The organism is Pseudomonas orientalis, from assembly GCF_001439815.1.
Lineage (GTDB): Bacteria > Pseudomonadota > Gammaproteobacteria > Pseudomonadales > Pseudomonadaceae > Aquipseudomonas > Aquipseudomonas orientalis.
This window is the reverse complement of the sequence record NZ_JYLM01000006.1, coordinates 36,664-53,057: the sequence shown is the minus strand read 5'-3', so window position 1 is coordinate 53,057 and position 16,394 is coordinate 36,664. Positions and strand designations below refer to the sequence as shown.

12 protein-coding genes and 1 pseudogene are annotated in these 16,394 nt (G+C 61.7%); 1 reads left to right on the top strand and 12 read right to left on the bottom strand.

The features are described from left to right. Nucleotides 1–45 precede the first annotated feature (45 nt). From ureC to urtA, 12 genes and pseudogenes are all read right to left on the bottom strand, one after another. Nucleotides 46–1,746: an urease subunit alpha gene (gene ureC, locus TU82_RS16005; protein ID WP_057724183.1), complete on the bottom strand. Its 1,701-nt coding sequence runs from the start codon at nucleotides 1,744–1,746 to the stop codon at nucleotides 46–48. 116 nt (nucleotides 1,747–1,862) lie between these two features. Further along, nucleotides 1,863–2,168 (bottom strand): urease subunit beta, encoded by a 306-nt coding sequence (locus TU82_RS16000; RefSeq protein ID WP_057724181.1) that lies wholly within the window; start codon nucleotides 2,166–2,168, stop codon nucleotides 1,863–1,865. Next, a complete protein-coding gene (locus TU82_RS15995; RefSeq protein ID WP_057724179.1) occupies nucleotides 2,165–2,698 on the bottom strand; it encodes a GNAT family N-acetyltransferase in 534 nt (177 codons plus the stop codon). Before TU82_RS15995 ends, TU82_RS16000 begins: the two co-directional genes overlap by 4 nt. A gap of 5 nt (nucleotides 2,699–2,703) precedes the next feature. Continuing rightward, the gene (locus tag TU82_RS15990) at nucleotides 2,704–3,216 is read right to left on the bottom strand and encodes a GNAT family N-acetyltransferase (RefSeq protein ID WP_057724178.1); all 513 of its coding nucleotides are present in this window, start codon (nucleotides 3,214–3,216) and stop codon (nucleotides 2,704–2,706) included. A gap of 9 nt (nucleotides 3,217–3,225) precedes the next feature. After that, nucleotides 3,226–3,528 carry an urease subunit gamma gene (gene ureA, locus TU82_RS15985; protein ID WP_057724176.1) on the bottom strand — a complete coding sequence of 101 codons (303 nt, stop codon included), beginning with the start codon at nucleotides 3,526–3,528 and terminating at the stop codon, nucleotides 3,226–3,228. 143 nt (nucleotides 3,529–3,671) lie between these two features. Beyond that, nucleotides 3,672–4,511: an urease accessory protein UreD gene (locus TU82_RS15980; RefSeq protein ID WP_057724174.1), complete on the bottom strand. Its 840-nt coding sequence runs from the start codon at nucleotides 4,509–4,511 to the stop codon at nucleotides 3,672–3,674. A 32-nt stretch (nucleotides 4,512–4,543) separates the two neighbouring features. Continuing rightward, nucleotides 4,544–5,242: an urea ABC transporter ATP-binding subunit UrtE gene (urtE, locus tag TU82_RS15975; protein WP_057724172.1), complete on the bottom strand. Its 699-nt coding sequence runs from the start codon at nucleotides 5,240–5,242 to the stop codon at nucleotides 4,544–4,546. Between the two features lie 22 nt (nucleotides 5,243–5,264). Then, nucleotides 5,265–5,351 (bottom strand): annotated as a pseudogene (locus TU82_RS29205) (outer membrane lipoprotein carrier protein LolA); the annotation flags it as partial. 24 nt (nucleotides 5,352–5,375) lie between these two features. After that, complete coding sequence (gene urtD, locus TU82_RS15970) at nucleotides 5,376–6,209, bottom strand: urea ABC transporter ATP-binding protein UrtD (RefSeq protein ID WP_156421666.1); 834 nt, start codon at nucleotides 6,207–6,209, stop codon at nucleotides 5,376–5,378. Next, nucleotides 6,206–7,273, bottom strand: coding sequence for an urea ABC transporter permease subunit UrtC (urtC, locus tag TU82_RS15965; RefSeq protein WP_057724168.1), 1,068 nt, complete (start codon nucleotides 7,271–7,273; stop codon nucleotides 6,206–6,208). The genes urtD and urtC overlap by 4 nt, the downstream gene beginning before the upstream one ends. After that, nucleotides 7,273–8,775: an urea ABC transporter permease subunit UrtB gene (gene urtB / locus TU82_RS15960; protein ID WP_057724166.1), complete on the bottom strand. Its 1,503-nt coding sequence runs from the start codon at nucleotides 8,773–8,775 to the stop codon at nucleotides 7,273–7,275. The genes urtC and urtB overlap by 1 nt, the downstream gene beginning before the upstream one ends. A 139-nt stretch (nucleotides 8,776–8,914) precedes the next feature. Then, nucleotides 8,915–10,180, bottom strand: a complete 1,266-nt coding sequence (gene urtA / locus TU82_RS15955; RefSeq protein ID WP_057724165.1) for an urea ABC transporter substrate-binding protein — start codon at nucleotides 10,178–10,180, stop codon at nucleotides 8,915–8,917. 300 nt (nucleotides 10,181–10,480) lie between these two features. On the opposite strand from urtA, the gene TU82_RS15950 reads away from it, so the two are divergent. Further along, nucleotides 10,481–16,381 carry a DUF4329 domain-containing protein gene (locus TU82_RS15950; RefSeq protein WP_082632025.1) on the top strand — a complete coding sequence of 1,967 codons (5,901 nt, stop codon included), beginning with the start codon at nucleotides 10,481–10,483 and terminating at the stop codon, nucleotides 16,379–16,381. Nucleotides 16,382–16,394: the final 13 nt, after the last annotated feature.

The window sequence follows — 16,394 nt, the reverse complement described above, 5'->3', positions numbered from 1 at the left end:
CTGTGTGGGAGCGGGCAAACCAGCTCCCACACAGGCCAGCGGTTTTCAGAACAGAAAATATCGCTGCGCCATCGGCAGTACGTCAGCCGGTTCACACCACAGCAATACCCCATCGGCCTTGACCTGATACGTCTGCGGGTCCACCTCGATATCCGGCAGGTAATCGTTGTGAATCAGGTCGGTTTTCTGCACGTCGCGGCATCCCTTGACCACCGCAATCTGCTTCTTCAAGCCCAGGGCCTCGGGTAATCCGGCGTCCTGCGCCGCCTGGCTGATAAACGTCAGGCTGGTGGCGTGCAGTGAGCTGCCGAAGCTGGCAAACATCGGACGGTAGTGCACCGGTTGCGGTGTCGGGATCGACGCATTGGCATCGCCCATCAAGCTCGATGCAATCGCGCCACCCTTGAGGATCAGCGTCGGCTTGATGCCGAAAAACGCCGGGCGCCACAACACCAGATCGGCCCACTTGCCGACTTCGACGGAGCCGACGATATGGCTCACGCCATGGGTAATCGCCGGGTTGATGGTGTATTTGGCGATGTAGCGCTTGGCGCGGAAGTTGTCGTTGCCAGGGCCGTCACCGGGCAACGGGCCGCGCTGTTTTTTCATTTTGTCGGCGGTCTGCCAGGTGCGCGTGATTACTTCGCCGACGCGGCCCATGGCCTGGCTGTCGGAGCTGATCATCGAGAACGCGCCCAGGTCATGCAGGATGTCTTCGGCGGCGATGGTCTCGCGGCGGATGCGGCTTTCGGCGAAGGCCACGTCTTCGGCGATGCTCGGATCGAGGTGATGGCACACCATCAACATATCCAGGTGTTCGTCGATGGTGTTGCGCGTGAACGGCCGCGTCGGGTTGGTGGAACTGGGCAGCACGTTGGGGAAACCGCAGGCCTTGATGATGTCCGGCGCGTGGCCGCCACCGGCACCTTCGGTGTGGTAAGTGTGAATGGTGCGGCCCTTGAGTGCGGCCAGCGTTGTTTCGACAAAGCCGGATTCGTTGAGGGTGTCGCTGTGGATCGCCACCTGCACATCGTATTGGTCGGCGACGTTCAGGCAGTTGTCGATGCTCGCGGGTGTGGTGCCCCAGTCTTCGTGCAGCTTCAAGCCAATGGCGCCGGCCTTGACCTGTTCGATCAACGGCTCGGGCAAGCTGGCGTTGCCCTTGCCGGTAAAGCCGATGTTCATCGGGAACGAATCACTGGCCTGCAGCATCCGCGCCAGGTGCCACGGGCCGGAGGTGCAGGTGGTGGCATTGGTGCCGGTAGCCGGCCCCGTACCGCCGCCGATCATGGTGGTGACGCCGCTGGTCAGCGCTTCCTCGATCTGCTGCGGGCAGATGAAATGCACATGGGAGTCGATGCCGCCGGCGGTAAGAATCATGCCTTCGCCCGCGATCACTTCGGTGCTGGCGCCGATGGCCATGGTCACGCCGGGCTGGATATCCGGGTTGCCGGCCTTGCCGATCGCGTGGATGCGGCCGTTCTTCAAGCCAACGTCAGCCTTGACGATGCCCCAGTGGTCGATGATCAACGCGTTGGTGATCAGGGTGTCGACCACTTCATGGGCGAGCAACTGGCTCTGGCCCTGGCCGTCACGGATCACTTTGCCGCCGCCGAATTTGACTTCTTCGCCGTACACGGTGAAGTCCTGTTCCACTTCGACGAACAGCTCGGTGTCGGCCAGGCGGACTTTGTCACCGACGGTGGGGCCGTACATGTCGGCGTAGGCTTGGCGGGTGATTTTCATGTGTGTGCCCTGAAGATGTGTGTTGAATGTGAAATTGCTATCGGGGGCAAGCCCCCTCCCACCTTTGATTTGCGAATACTTCCAAATGTGGGAGGGGGCTTGCCCCCGATGAGGCCCTAGAGGTCACCCATGATCCGCCCGGCAAACCCGAACACCCGCCTGCCACCACTCAAATCCACCAACTCCACCTCCCGACGCTGCCCCGGCTCGAACCGCACCGCCGTGCCCGCCGGAATATTCAGGCGCATGCCACGACTGGCGGCACGGTCAAACTCCAGCGCGTCATTGGTTTCGAAAAAATGATAATGCGAACCCACCTGGATCGGCCGGTCGCCACTGTTGGCCACGCTCAGGGTGACGGTGCGACGATCGACGTTCAGTTCGATCTCGCCAGGCTGGATCTGATATTCACCAGGAATCATGCAGGTTGCCCCAGGGTCTTGTAGTAGATGGCGGTCGGGCTGTAGCGCCCGTCCGGGCTTTGGCAGTAGTCGGGCAGTTCACCGATTTTGATGTAGTGCAGCGACTGGTAGAAGGCTTCGGCGCCGGAGCCGGCCTCGGTGTCCAGGTACAGCAGGCCGCGCTTGTGCTGGCGTGCCGCAAGTTCCAGGGTGTTCATCAATTGCTGGCCCAGGCCGTGGCGGCGGGCACTGCTGTGCACCAGCAACTTTTGCACCTCGGCGCGGTTCAGGCCATTGGCCTTTTGGCACAGCGCCAATTGCACGCTGGCGATCACTTGTTCTTCGCGCACCACCACCCACAGCAACAGGCTGGCGTCTTCAACGCTGGCTTGTACGCCTTTAAGGTAGTCGCGAGCCTGGGCCTCATCGAAATCAGCCATAAAGCCCACCGACGCGCCATGCTGCACCGCGTCCAGCAACAGCTCAACCAAGCCCAGGCGGTAATGGGCGAAACTTTCCGCATTGACGCGACGCAGTTGGGCAGCGCTCATCGATCTCACTCCTTGGGCGGCTCACAGCCCGGATTCAACGTCAGTTGCATAAAGGTCAGGTCCAGCCAGCGGCCGAACTTGATGCCCACTTGGGGCATCTGCCCGGTAGTGGTGAAGCCCAGGCGCTCATGCAGGCGGATCGAGGCCAGGTTGCCGCTTTCGATGGCGGCGACCATGACGTGCTTGCCGCAGCGGCGGGCGCGTTCGATCAGGGCCAGCATCAGGCGCGGGCCGAGGCCTTGGCCGCGTTGGTCATTGCGTACGTACACCGAGTGCTCGACGCTGTAGCGAAAGCCTTCGAAGGGGCGCCAGTCGCCGAAGGAGGCGTAGCCGGTGACTTCATCGTTTTCCACCGTCACCAGGATCGGGTACTGCTGCGCCTGGCGTGCGCTGAACCAGGCCTGGCGGTTCGCCAGGTCCACCGGCTGTTCGTTCCAGATTGCCGTGGTGTTCAATACGGCGTCGTTGTAGATAGCGCGGATTGCCGGCAGGTCCTGCTCGGTTGCATCACGAATCATCGCCACGCCTCATGCAATGGGTTGGTGGACGGTGACCAGCTTGGTGCCGTCGGGGAAGGTGGCTTCCACCTGGATATCCGGGATCATTTCCGGGATGCCTTCCATCACTTGTTCGCGGCTGAGCAGGGTGGTGCCGTAGTGCATCAGGTCGGCCACGGTGCGGCCATCGCGGGCGCCTTCCATCAGGGCGGCGGAAATATAGGCGATGGTTTCCGGGTAGTTGAGCCTCACACCGCGTGCCAGGCGCCGCTCGGCGACGAGGCCTGCGGTGAAGATCAGCAGTTTGTCTTTTTCCCGTGGGGTCAGGTCCATGGTCAAGATCCTTTAAATACATTCTTAAATACAATGAAGGTCAAATGTGGGAGGGGGCTTGCCCCCGATAGCAGTGGGTCAGTAGATGAATATAGGTCTGACACTCCGCCATCGGGGGCAAGCCCCCTCCCACATTTTGATCTTCATGTGCTCCAGATTCTCGGTGATATCGCTTCTCGTCCCAATACGGCCGGGCGCAACAGCCGCCATAAATCAATCAACCAACCCCGCGCCAGCAGCGCTTCACTGGACAAACAGCGCGCCACCAGCAACCCGGGCAATTGGGTCAAGTCGCCGCGCACCGCATGTGGCAGTGAGCGGCAGTGTTCAAGCAGTTCAGGTTCGATTTCACCCGTCACCAGCAACGTGGCAAACACCGGTTGCCCATCCAGCCCGATGGGCGAATCCAGCAAGCCATCGCCGCCCACAATGCGCTGGCGTTCGTGCCAGAGCAGTTGGCCGTCGCGGCGGATATCCAGGTGCGATTGAAAGTACCCGAGGTCGAAGCGCTCGTCACTGGCGGGGCGGCCGAGGGCAACGACATCCCAGTAGAACAGCCGGGCATCGCCTTGCAGGTCGATGCGCGTGGTGAGCTCGGCCCGGGCGGCGCTGAAGACGATGGTTTCCTGGGGCAGCCACTCCAGCGTCGCGCCGGCTTCGACGCTCAACTCGACGTGCTGGGAGGCCGGGCCGCTGGCGCGGTACCACTTGGCCGCGCCGGGGCTGGTCAACTGCGCCCAGGCACCGGTGCCGACGTGGGCGCTGATGTCCAGGCGATCGCCACCGGCAATTCCACCGGGCGGGTGCACGATGATGTGCTGGCACACTTCGGGGCCTTCGGCGTACAGGTGCTTTTGCACGCGCAGCGGGCCCAGGTGACGGCGCATTACCGGGCGTGTGGCGTCGCCGAAACGCGCGTAGCCCAGTTCCAGCTCGGCGTGCCAGCTGGGGGTGAACAGGGCGGGGGAAACGGGCAGGTTCATGGTTTTTCGGCTTAGTGTCGTGACGCCACAGATTAGATGGTTACGAGACCGCGCACACCCTCGCTTTCCATATTTTCACCACGGCCCTGCTGGACGATTTCGCCACGGGACATCACCAGGTATTGGTCGGCTAGTTCGGCGGCAAAATCATAGAACTGCTCCACCAGCAGGATCGCCATATCGCCACGAGCGGCGAGTTTCTTGATGACAGCGCCGATTTCCTTGATCACCGACGGCTGGATGCCTTCGGTGGGTTCATCAAGGATCAGCAGGCGCGGACGGCTGGCCAGGGCGCGGCCAATCGCCAGCTGCTGTTGCTGGCCACCGGACAAATCGCCGCCGCGTCGATGCTTCATTTGCAGCAACACCGGGAACAGGTCATAGATGAATGCAGGCACCTCGCGGGCTTCGGAGCCGGGGAAGCGCGACAGGCCCATCAGCAGGTTTTCTTCCACCGTGAGCCGGCCAAAAATCTCCCGGCCCTGAGGCACATAAGCAATCCCGGCATGCACACGCTGGTGCGGCTTGAAGCCGGTGATGGTCTTGCCCTCCCAATTCACGGCGCCTTCCTTGGCCGGCAGCAGGCCCATCAGGCACTTGAGCAGGGTGGTCTTGCCCACGCCGTTGCGGCCGAGCAGGCAGGTGACTTCGCCAATCTTCACATCGAAGGACAGTCCGCGCAGGATGTGGCTACCGCCGTAGAACTGGTGCAGCTTGTCGACTTGCAGCATTCCAAAAACCTCCTCAATCCCCTGTAGGAGCGAGCTTGCTCGCGAAAAACCTGAGGGCACCGCGTGCATTCAGAATGCCCGCGTTATCGTTGACGATCTTCGCGAGCAAGCTCGCTCCTACAGGAAAATTACCTTAGCGGCCGAGGTAAACCTCGATCACCCGCTCGTTTTCCTGCACCTGTTCCAGCGACCCTTCTGCCAGCACGCTGCCCTGGTGCAACACGGTCACATGGTCGGCGATCGAGCCGACAAAACCCATGTCGTGCTCCACCACCATCAACGAATGCTTGCCGGCCAGGCGCTTGAACAGTTCGGCGGTGAATTCGGTTTCGGCGTCGGTCATACCCGCCACCGGTTCATCCAGCAGCAACAGTTGGGGGTCCTGCATCAGCAGCATGCCGATTTCCAGGAACTGCTTCTGGCCGTGGGACAGCAAGCCGGCGGGCCGATGCACCGAGGCGGTGAGGCGAATGGTGTCGAGCACCTCATCGATACGGTCTTTCTGCTCACCACTCAGGCGTGCGCGCAGGCTGGCCCAGACGGACTTGTCAGTCTTCTGCGCCAATTCGAGGTTTTCGAACACGCTGAGGGCTTCGAACACCGTGGGTTTCTGGAACTTGCGGCCGATGCCGGCCTGGGCGATCTGCACTTCACTCAGGCTGGTCAAGTCCAGGGTTTCGCCGAACCAGGCGTTGCCGTGGCTGGGCCGGGTCTTGCCGGTGATCACGTCCATCAGCGTGGTCTTGCCCGCGCCGTTGGGGCCGATGATGCAGCGCAATTCGCCGACGCCGATGTAGAGGTTGAGGTCGTTGAGCGCCTTGAAACCGTCGAAGCTGACGCTGATATCTTCCAGGGTCAGGATGGTGCCGTGGCGGGTGTTCAGGCCCTTGCCGGCCGCCTGCCCGATGCCGATCGCATCGCGGCCGCTGCCTGCATCGAAAATAGGTTCAAGCATGACGTTCCTCATTTCTTCAGCAGCCCGATAACGCCCTTGGGCAGGTACAGGGTGACGATGATGAACAGTGCCCCGAGGAAGAACAGCCAGTACTCGGGAAAGGCCACGGTGAACCAGCTCTTCATGCCGTTCACTACCCCGGCGCCAAGCAGTGGGCCGATCAGGGTGCCGCGCCCGCCCAAGGCGACCCATACGGCGGCTTCGATGGAATTGGTCGGCGACATCTCGCTGGGGTTGATGATGCCCACCTGCGGCACATACAGCGCCCCCGCCAGACCGCACAGCACCGCGCTCAACACCCACACGAACAGCTTGAAGCCGCGCGGGTCATAGCCACAGAACATCAGGCGATTCTCGGCATCGCGCAGGGCGGTCAGCACGCGGCCGAACTTGCTTTGCGCCAGGCGCCAGCCGATGTACAGACTGGCCACCAGCAGCAGTACCGTCGCGACGAACAACACCGCCCGCGTGCCGGGCTCGGTGATGCCGAAGCCGAGGATGCTGCGAAAATTGGTAAAGCCGTTATTGCCGCCAAACCCCGTCTCGTTGCGAAAGAACAACAGCATGCCGGCAAAGGTCAGGGCCTGGGTCATGATCGAGAAATACACGCCCTTGATCCGCGAGCGGAAGGCAAAGAAACCGAACACCAGCGCGAGCAATCCCGGAGCCAGCACCACCAGGCACAGCGCCCACCAGAAGTGTTGGGTGCCCACCCAGTACCACGGCAATTCGGTCCACGACAAAAAGGTCATGAACGCCGGCAACTCATCGCCCGATGCCTGGCGCATCAGGTACATGCCCATGGCATAACCACCGAGGGCGAAGAACAGGCCATGGCCGAGGGACAACATGCCGGCGTAACCCCACACCAGGTCCAGCGCCAGTGCGACGATGGCATAGCAGAGGATCTTGCCGACCAGGGTCAGCGTATAGGCCGACACATGCAGCGGGTTGTCCGCCGACAGCAGCGAACACAAGGGCAGTGCCAGCAGCAGGAACAGGATCACCGCGCCCACTGCAATCGTCACCTTGGGGCCGGCCTTTTGCGTGGCCGTAAGCATCAATGGCTGATTCATCAGTCGATCACCCGTCCTTTCAGTGCGAAGAGTCCTTGCGGGCGTTTCTGGATAAACAGAATGATCAGCGCGAGGATGAGGATCTTGCCGAGCACGGCGCCGATCTGCGGTTCCAGGATCTTGTTGGCGATGCCCAGGCCGAAGGCCGCCGTCACGCTGCCGGCCAACTGGCCGACACCGCCGAGCACCACCACCAGGAACGAGTCGATGATATAACTCTGGCCCAGGTCCGGGCCGACGTTGCCGACCTGACTCAGCGCCACGCCGCCCAGGCCCGCGATGCCGGAGCCGAGGCCGAAGGCAAGCATGTCCACGCGCCCGGTGGGCACGCCGCAGCAGGCGGCCATGTTGCGGTTCTGGGTGACGGCGCGCACGTTGAGACCCAGGCGCGTCTTGTTCAGCAGCAGCCAGGTCAACACCACCACGAACAGCGCGAACGCAATGATCACCAGGCGGTTGTACGGCAGCACCAGGTTGGGCAGCACTTGAATGCCGCCGGACAGCCATTGCGGGTTGGACACCTCGACGTTCTGGGCACCGAACACCAGGCGCACCAACTGGATCAGCATCAGGCTGATGCCCCAGGTGGCGAGCAGGGTTTCCAGGGGCCGGCCATACAGGTGACGAATCACCGTGCGCTCCAGCGCCATGCCGATGGCGGCGGTGACGAAAAACGCCACCGGCAGCGCGATCAGCGGGTAGAACTCGATGGCCTGCGGCACGTAGCGCTGCATCAGCAACTGCACCACGTAGGTGGAATAGGCGCCGAGCATCAGCATCTCGCCGTGGGCCATATTGATCACGCCGAGCAGGCCAAAGGTGATCGCCAGGCCCAGGGCCGCGAGCAACAGAATCGAGCCCAGCGACATACCGCTGAAAGCCTGGCCGAGAATCTCACCGAACATCAACTTGCGTTTGACCTGGGCCAGGCTGGTTTCGGCGGCGGTATGCACGGTGGCATCGCTTTCCACGCCGGGCGCAAGCAAGGCTTCCAGGCGCGTGCGCGCCAGCGGGTCGCCGGTGCTGCCGAGCAAGCGCACGGCGGCCAGGCGCACCACCGGGTCGGTGTCGACCAGTTGCAGGTTGGCCAGGGCCAGGCTGAGGGCGCTGTGGACATCCTCGTCGGTCTCGGCGGCGACCTGCTGGTCAAGGAATTTCAGTTGCGCAGGCACTGCGCTTTTTTGCAGGGTGCGGGCGGCATCGAGGCGCACCTTGGGATCGGCGGCGAGCAATTGCTGGCTGGCTTGAACGTTGTCGATCAGGCCGCGCAGGCGGTTGTTCAGGCGCAGGGTTCTGGTTTCGCCGTTGAGCGTGAGCTGGCCTTGCTCGAGGGCGTCCACCAGTTCGATACGCGCAGGGTCGGGGTTGGCGGCCCAGTCCTGGAGGAGTTTGGCTTGCTGCACCGGGTTGGCGGCAAGGAAGTCTTCGGCGTCGCTGGCGTGTGCGGCCAAAGGCAGCAACAGCAGCACGGCGAGGATGAAACGATAGAGGGCAGTGGGCATAACACAATGTCCTGATCATGCGGGGACAGTGTGGGAGGGGGCTTGCCCCCGATGGCAGTGTGTCAGTTGATGAATATAGGTCTGACACTCCGCTATCGGGGGCAAGCCCCCTCCCACATTTTTAGCCTGTGGTGGGGCTTTAGTTGCTCTTCACCGCGTAATCCGGCTTCTTGTCATTGCCAGGAATGTACGGGCTCCACGGCTGCGCCCGAATCGGCTCCTGGGTCTGCCACACCACCGAGAACTGCCCATCCGCCTGGATCTCGCCGATCATCACCGGCTTGTGCAGGTGGTGGTTGGTCTTGTCCATGGTCAGGGTAAAGCCCGACGGTGCGGCGAAGGTCTGGCCGGCCAGCGCTTCACGCACTTTGTCGACGTCGGTGGACTTGGCTTTCTCCGCCGCCTGGGCCCACATATGAATGCCCACGTAGGTGGCTTCCATCGGGTCGTTGGTTACGGCTTTGTCCGCGCCCGGCAGGTTGTGTTTCTTGGCGTAGGCTTTCCAATCGGCGACGAATTTCTGGTTAACCGGATTCTCTACCGACTGGAAGTAGTTCCACGCCGCGAGGTTGCCTACCAGTGGCTTGGTGTCGATGCCGCGCAGTTCTTCTTCGCCCACGGAAAACGCCACCACCGGTACATCGGTCGCCTTCAGGCCCTGGTTGGCCAATTCCTTGTAGAACGGCACGTTGGAGTCGCCATTGACCGTGGAAATCACTGCGGTCTTGCCGCCGGCGGAAAACTTCTTGATGTTGGCGACGATGGTCTGGTAATCGCTGTGGCCGAACGGGGTATACACCTCTTCGATATCTTTATCCGCCACGCCTTTTGAGTGCAGGAACGAGCGCAGGATCTTGTTGGTGGTGCGCGGGTACACGTAGTCGGTGCCGAGCAGGAAGAAGCGCTTGGCGCTGCCGCCTTCTTCGCTCATCAGGTATTCCACCGCCGGGATCGCCTGCTGGTTCGGCGCCGCACCGGTATAGAACACGTTCGGCGACATCTCTTGGCCTTCGTACTGCACCGGGTAGAACAGCAAGCCATTGAGTTCTTCGAACACCGGCAGTACCGATTTACGCGACACCGAGGTCCAGCAGCCGAACACCACGGCGACCTTGTCCTGGGTCAGCAACTGCCGGCCTTTTTCCGCGAACAGCGGCCAGTTGGACGCAGGGTCGACCACCACCGGCTCGAGCATCTTGCCGTTCACACCGCCCTTGGCGTTGATCTCGTCGATGGTCATCAGCGCCATGTCTTTGAGCGAGGTTTCGGAGATGGCCATGGTCCCGGACAACGAGTGCAGGATGCCGACCTTGATGGTCTCGGCGGCCTGGACGGTCCAGGTCAAGCCCATGGCGACGATGGATGCCGACAGTGTGAAAGCCTTGATCAAGCTGCGACGCTGCATGGTGCGATCTCCGTAAACCGATAGTTTTTATGGGCAGATATGCAGGGCATTGCAAAGGCTGTGCCTGCGACGCGGTGCACCGGTTGCAGCGATGTTCTGCGGTGGGAGGGGCTCGCCCCGCGCACCAGCTTGGCGCCGTAAAAGACGCCGCGTGCGCCACCGGCCTCAAAACGGTGCGTTGTACGGCGAAGGCTGATCATCCGGGGTGTGTATTTAACGCCATCGACCCACGTTCGCTGCCGACTATGAGGCTGCGGCCGCCAATTCCGGCGCCGTGCAATTGAACAGGGAGACGATGACATGGAGCGAATCAGACGAGGCTGGTTTGGGGCAGACCCCAAGCCCGACGTGGAGTTGCCACCGGTAGGCCCGGGTTTCGTCAGCATGGATGATGCGGCTCGCTATGCCCATGAACAGATTGGCGGCCAGCGTGACGTGGAATATGGCGGGGTGATTTTGCAGCGCCTGGCCGATGAGCTTTTTTATGCGACAGACCCGGTCGAGGGCGGCGAAAACTATTTCGACATGACCACGGTATTGAACCGCGACAGCAGCAAGCAGTATGTCCATCCCGAAGGTTATCGCTGTGTGGCGGACTACCATTCGCACCCGGTTTTATTCGACCGGTACAAGGCCAATCACCCGGACTTTTCAGACCGCCGTATCAAGGCCTTGAACAGCTTCTATTCAGAGGAAGACCTGGTCGCCAACATCCTCGAACCTGCGTTCTTCGAGGCCTCTTATTTGTCGGGTCCCGAAGGCTCGTTGTTTAAACATGTCTGCACCCGCTCGGATGTCGAGCGACGTTTCGGTGTGTGGTTGGAGACCAGGCAACCGTTCGGCAGGCCCGATGGCTATGACGGTGTGGTGGAAAATCTTTTCAGGAAGGTTGCCAGCGTCAGCCAACTTTCGATTGTGGTTTCCAACGCCCTGTGGGGAGGGTCTACCGGCGAGGTGCCTGAAAACTGGAAACCCTACTCACCCTTTGTGCCCAAACACCGTGAACTGCCGCCTTGCGGGCCGGTGCAGGCCAGTCTCAGCGACGCCATCAGCCATGCCCAGGCGCGGCTGGCCGCAAGGCCGGAGGCGATCCGGCAGGTGTATGTGCTCAAGCATGATGACAAGCACCTCTATGCGGTGACCGAGCCCTCGGGTTCAGCCGGCGGGCAGCAGTCCGCTCAGGAAATTTTCCCCACCGGCCCGGATGGCAAGCACCAACTGCCTGCGCATTTCCATCTCAACGCCGTGTACCTGGGCAGAGGTGGCAATGGGGCAGTGGTCACCACCAAACAGCCGTGGCTGTACCGAAATTTCTTTTGGCCGCCGGAACTGGCCCGGCATCTCTATCAAGGGCGCCTGGTACCTGAGCTGCTTAAGCAAGGTGTGTATTCGATATTCCTGGGTGCCGAAGACGGGGCGTTGCTGCGCTATACCTGCTCATTCTCGGCAACCGAGGCGCAGCTTTATCGGGTGGAGCCCGATGGCACGGTCGTGGATAACGACATCGATGCGGCGTTGGTTGCCGGCCGCCTCAAACCGAGCGAGTTCGTGCTGCGCCTGGTCGCGGCCGGCCAGTTGGATGTACTCAAGACCAGCAATGTCGGCAAAGGCAACAAGGTGTGGAGCAAGACCGGATCGGTCAGTGCCGACTGGCGCCCCTTTGCCGAGATCCCACCGCCGATGTACAGCCCGCCTTTTGTCAGCGCCGACGACGCGGCCCGCTGGGCCCATGTGATGATCGGACAGCGCCGGGATGTCGAGTATGGCGGGGTGATTCTCAAGCGGGGTAACCGCTACTACGCGACTCACCCGATCCCGGACCGTCGCCATACGTTCGATCACAAGCTGCTGCTGGCCAAGAACGGTGACGGCCGGTTCATTGCCCCTGATGACTATAGCGCCGAGGGGTTCTATCACTCCCATCCTGCGGATGCGGTACAGATTCGTGCGAACTTCCCTGGATTCACGGCGGACCAGGTAATGCTGTTCAATAACTTTTACTCTGAGGCCGACCAGCTCTTCAGCATCGCGAACCGGGCGTTTACCAAGGCCCATTATTTTTCCGGGCCTGACGACGTGTTGCTCAAATATGTCAGCAGTGGGTCGGCAGAAGAAAAAAAAGTCGAACAACAGCTGCGAGGTGGGCCGGGTGAAGTCAGCAGCGACTTCGAGTTCCCCGTGCGCAGGCTGGCCCGGGCGGGCGAATTGTGGGTGCTGATTGCCAACCGCGTGTGGGGCGGTGTTCGCGGGCGTGTCACTCAGGCGTGGCGGCTTGGCGCACCAGTGACGACGCCAGACACTATTGAGCAGCAGCCTTTTTGCAGCGAAGTGCTGCCGCGTCCCGAATTAGCGGTCAAGCGTGCACTGGCGCTTTCCGGTGCTGCGGGCCAGCCCGGCGCGTACGGGTTTGTGCTCAAGCACACCCGTGACGATGCCTACGTGGCCACGTTCGCAGCCTCCAAGGGTGTTTCGCTGTTCTCACCCGATGCGGTTTTTCCAACACGCGGCGGCAAACTGCGGTTGCCTTCGAACTACCGGCTGGAAGCGATTTATTTCACCAGTTGGTACGAGACCCATGAAGTTGCCGCCCGGGAAACCTGGCTGGCCAATACGTTTTTCACGCCTGCACAGGTGGTGGCCGCCACTCGGCAGGCGCGGCGAACCCGCAACCTCCAGGACCCTGCCCGTGGTTTGTCCCTGTACATGCTTGCCACCGATTCCGCATTGCTCACCTTCAAGATTCCCGAGGCCACACGCACCAGCGAGCTGGTGCAGGAGTCCGCTACCGGCGAGCTGCACGACAATGGCGCGCAGGCAGCACTCTTGGACGGTACGCTGACGCCCCGCGATTATGCGCGCAGGATCATTGACGCATCCGTCCTTTCGGTGGTTCAGGGCGGCGGCCTGTGGCGTACGGAGGGGCCGGTGGATGCCCGCGCCGACCTGTTGGCGTCGCGTTATCAAGTGTCGTTGAGCCGCTCGTTTCTCTCGGCACGGGATGCCGTCACGTATGCCCACGAACAGATCGGCAATCGGCGTGACCGCGCCTACGGTGGTTATGTGCTCAAGGGCATCGACGGTCGTTTTGTCGTCACCGAGCCAATGGAGAGCCTGGCCGAGCCTTTTGCTTTCTCGCTGTTTTTTCCGGTCGGTAATCTGGGGCCGCTGATCCCGCCGGAGCCCTACGTGTTACAGGGGCGCTACGGTTCCCACGCGGAACTGTCGACGGTCGACCCGGCACCGATAGTGCGCCGTGGCTGGACGCGCAACGATGCGCTGGTCCATCAGCAGATGTTTTCCTGCGATGAGATGTACTCGATCATTCGCGCCAAACGCGTGGCCTGGCTCTCTGCGTCGGCGAGCTGTCTGTTGGAATACACACCCGGCAACTCCTCTCACGAGCAGTTGCTGCTGGACAATATTGCGCCACAGGCCGGGTTCAACAGTCTGCAGAACCGCCTGGACCGTGGTGAGGTCAAGCCGGTCCAATGGGTATGGCGAGTGGCTGAGGCAGGCGACCTCAAGATCATCCAGGGCAACTCATTCTGGGGTCCTCGCGGCTCAGTGTTCAATGATTGGACCTTCAACTTCGGTTATGCACCGCGCTTTGCCCCGCCGGATTTCGCTACTTATGGGGCGCTGTTCGACAGTGCTGATGAAGCGGCGCGCAATCTCCATGGACGTGTGCATGGCCGCAACCTGGCGCAGGCCGCCTGCTTTGCCTTCATCCTCAAGCATCAGGATGAGGAACAGTACATTGCCAGCGAGGTAGTCGGGGTTGGCGCAAACAATGTGCTGTTCAACCTCAACAGCCTGTTCAAGTCCCGCGAGGCGGGCGGGTTTGAGTTTTCCGAGGGTTTTGTCCTGCATGGATTGTTTCGCTCGCAACAGTGGGCGCGACGCGGCCTGGATCGCTTCAACGCCTGGCTCACATCGTTTTTCGTTACCCCGCAGGTGTTGTACAGCGCGCTTTTCGAGGCGCAGCGGGGACGAGCCAAAAGCCTGCCGCTGTATTTCTCGACCCTGGATGGCGCGCTATTGAGTTATGCGCCCTTCCCGATTGATGTAAAGGGCGGCGGCGAGGCCGACAACCTGTTGATCCGTGCCAGTGCGCAATTGAGCAGTGGTCTGATGCGCCCCCGCACGTTTGTCCAGGACTGGGCGTTGCGCGGTGCGCTGCGCGTGATAAGGACCAGTCAGTGCTGGGATAGAACCGGGCTGGTCGACACGATGTGGCGCGGCTACGCAACGATGATGCCACGACGCATGGGGCCGGCCTTTGCCAGCGCCGATGACGCGGCTCGCTACGTTGCGACTCGAATAGGCAGCGGGCTGCGTCGCGCGTATGGCGGGGTGATCCTGCGTCTGCCCAATGGGTTGTTCGCCGCCACCGAACCGTTGGCGCTGCCGCCTCAAGGGCTCACAACGCAGTGGATCTACCCCGATCCGGTCATGGCGGCGGGCCTGTATCCGGGAGGCAGCACAATGGTTGCCCGTTACCGCTCGGTGGTCGACCATGAGGTACCACTGCTGCTGTCCGCCACCCAGAAAAGTATCTATAAAAGCATGATTCCCAGCGCGGCCCTTGCCACGCTGTTGCACGTCGAGACTCAGATCAAGCGCGAGTATGTGTTCGGGTTGGCCGGCTCGATCCTGAGCTATCAGGCGTCAGGCTCTACCGAGGAACAGTTGCTCAAGCAACGCCTGGCGCCGCTGAACCGTGCCCAGGGCGACTACGCCGACAACACGGTTGAGCAACAACTGCGCGACGGCGTACTGTCACCCCAGGACTTCGTCAACCAGGTGGCCGGGGCCGGCGAGTTCTGCGTGGTGCAGGGCGACGCGTTGTGGGGGGCGGCCCGGCGAATCACGGTGAAGTTTATCGCGAATGTCCCCCGCGTCCCGGACCAGGAGATTCGTGCGGTGCTGTTCGATTCACCGTGCGGCCCAGTGTTCACCCGCGCGCTCGATGCGGTGCGTTACGCCCAACGCCACAGCAGGCCGCAAGCGGACGTGGCGTTCGGCTATTTGCTCAAGGCGGTCAACAAACCGTTGTACATGACGACCCTGGCGTTGGTCAGGGCAGACTTCACTGACTTCGAGCAGGTGTTCGTCGAGGGGCAGTTGCCTCAGGGATATGTCATCGACGGCCTGTACCTGGTCGGCTCCAACGTTGCCATCGCCCCGGCTACCGATGAAATGGCGCTGAGTTTTTTCCCGCCCCAGTACCTCGCCAAGGCGCTGAACTTTGTCAGCCATGCTCGCAACAGGCGTGTCCTGCCCTTGTATCTGCTGTGTGCTGACGGGGCGTTGCTGACGTATACGCTGTCCAGAGACGCCTCGCTCTACTCATGGACGAGCCATGCGCACCTGGACCTCCCGCATCTGCTCGAAGGCTCGCTCACGGTGCTCGATTATGTACGTCGTCTGGCCGTCGAAGGCTCGCTGTATATCAGGGTGACCAGCGAGGTGTGGAGCCGTAACGAGCTGGTCAGGACACAGTGGCAGCCGAAAAAGACACCGCATTCCTTTTCCGAAAATCCGCACTTCCATTCGTTCTGCGGGCCACTGTATCTGTACCCCGACGATGCCGCCCGCTATGCCCAGGGCCTGGTGCCGCGCTTTGAGGATAAGCAGTACCTGGGCGCGGTGCTGATGCCGCAGGACTCGCAAGGTTATGTGGCGCTTGATCCGGTCGAGGATCGCGCGGGCACGCCAGGCAACAACACCCTGGAGCTGTTGTTCTGGAAGGGCCGGGCCGGGTTCGATGTCCCTTCCGGCAATGTGCTGAGCACTTACAGAATCGCGGCGGTGCAGGCGTTCTTCAAGGCTATCGATTCAACGTCCAGCTTCGCACCGCTGGATAAGCAGCTGCTGAGCAACTTCGTCGCCAAGGATGATTTGCGCAGCTATCTGGAGGTGATCAAAGACAATGCGCCTCACGCCCAAAGTTGTTACCTGGCCTGCCGCGGCGGCGCATTGCTCAAGTATGTGCCGGCTTTTACGCCGGCGCAAACCAGGCTGCTCGGCCCGGGGGCTGCGCCGGATCCGAGCGTGCTGGTCGATCAGTTGAGGTCTCACGGTACGCTCACGGTGTTGTACCCCGACGCGTTCTGGGCGCGTCGAGGTGTGCTGGGCGAAGGGTGGATGGGTGCCAGGGCCGAGCCGGAAGAATCCTGGTACGGCCACGATGAACTCTGAACCCGACGCTTGC

Excerpts from the sequence above, each read along its gene's own strand:
- ureC (WP_057724183.1), bottom strand. The coding sequence starts at position 1,746 with ATGAAAATCACCCGCCAAGCCTACGCCGACATGTACGGCCCCACCGTC.
- TU82_RS16000 (WP_057724181.1), bottom strand. The coding sequence starts at position 2,168 with ATGATTCCTGGTGAATATCAGATCCAGCCTGGCGAGATCGAACTGAAC.
- TU82_RS15995 (WP_057724179.1), bottom strand. The coding sequence starts at position 2,698 with ATGAGCGCTGCCCAACTGCGTCGCGTCAATGCGGAAAGTTTCGCCCAT.
- TU82_RS15990 (WP_057724178.1), bottom strand. The coding sequence starts at position 3,216 with ATGATTCGTGATGCAACCGAGCAGGACCTGCCGGCAATCCGCGCTATC.
- ureA (WP_057724176.1), bottom strand. The coding sequence starts at position 3,528 with ATGGACCTGACCCCACGGGAAAAAGACAAACTGCTGATCTTCACCGCA.
- TU82_RS15980 (WP_057724174.1), bottom strand. The coding sequence starts at position 4,511 with ATGAACCTGCCCGTTTCCCCCGCCCTGTTCACCCCCAGCTGGCACGCC.
- urtE (WP_057724172.1), bottom strand. The coding sequence starts at position 5,242 with ATGCTGCAAGTCGACAAGCTGCACCAGTTCTACGGCGGTAGCCACATC.
- urtD (WP_156421666.1), bottom strand. The coding sequence starts at position 6,209 with ATGAGGAACGTCATGCTTGAACCTATTTTCGATGCAGGCAGCGGCCGC.
- urtC (WP_057724168.1), bottom strand. The coding sequence starts at position 7,273 with ATGAATCAGCCATTGATGCTTACGGCCACGCAAAAGGCCGGCCCCAAG.
- urtB (WP_057724166.1), bottom strand. The coding sequence starts at position 8,775 with ATGCCCACTGCCCTCTATCGTTTCATCCTCGCCGTGCTGCTGTTGCTG.
- urtA (WP_057724165.1), bottom strand. The coding sequence starts at position 10,180 with ATGCAGCGTCGCAGCTTGATCAAGGCTTTCACACTGTCGGCATCCATC.
- TU82_RS15950 (WP_082632025.1), top strand. The coding sequence starts at position 10,481 with ATGGAGCGAATCAGACGAGGCTGGTTTGGGGCAGACCCCAAGCCCGAC.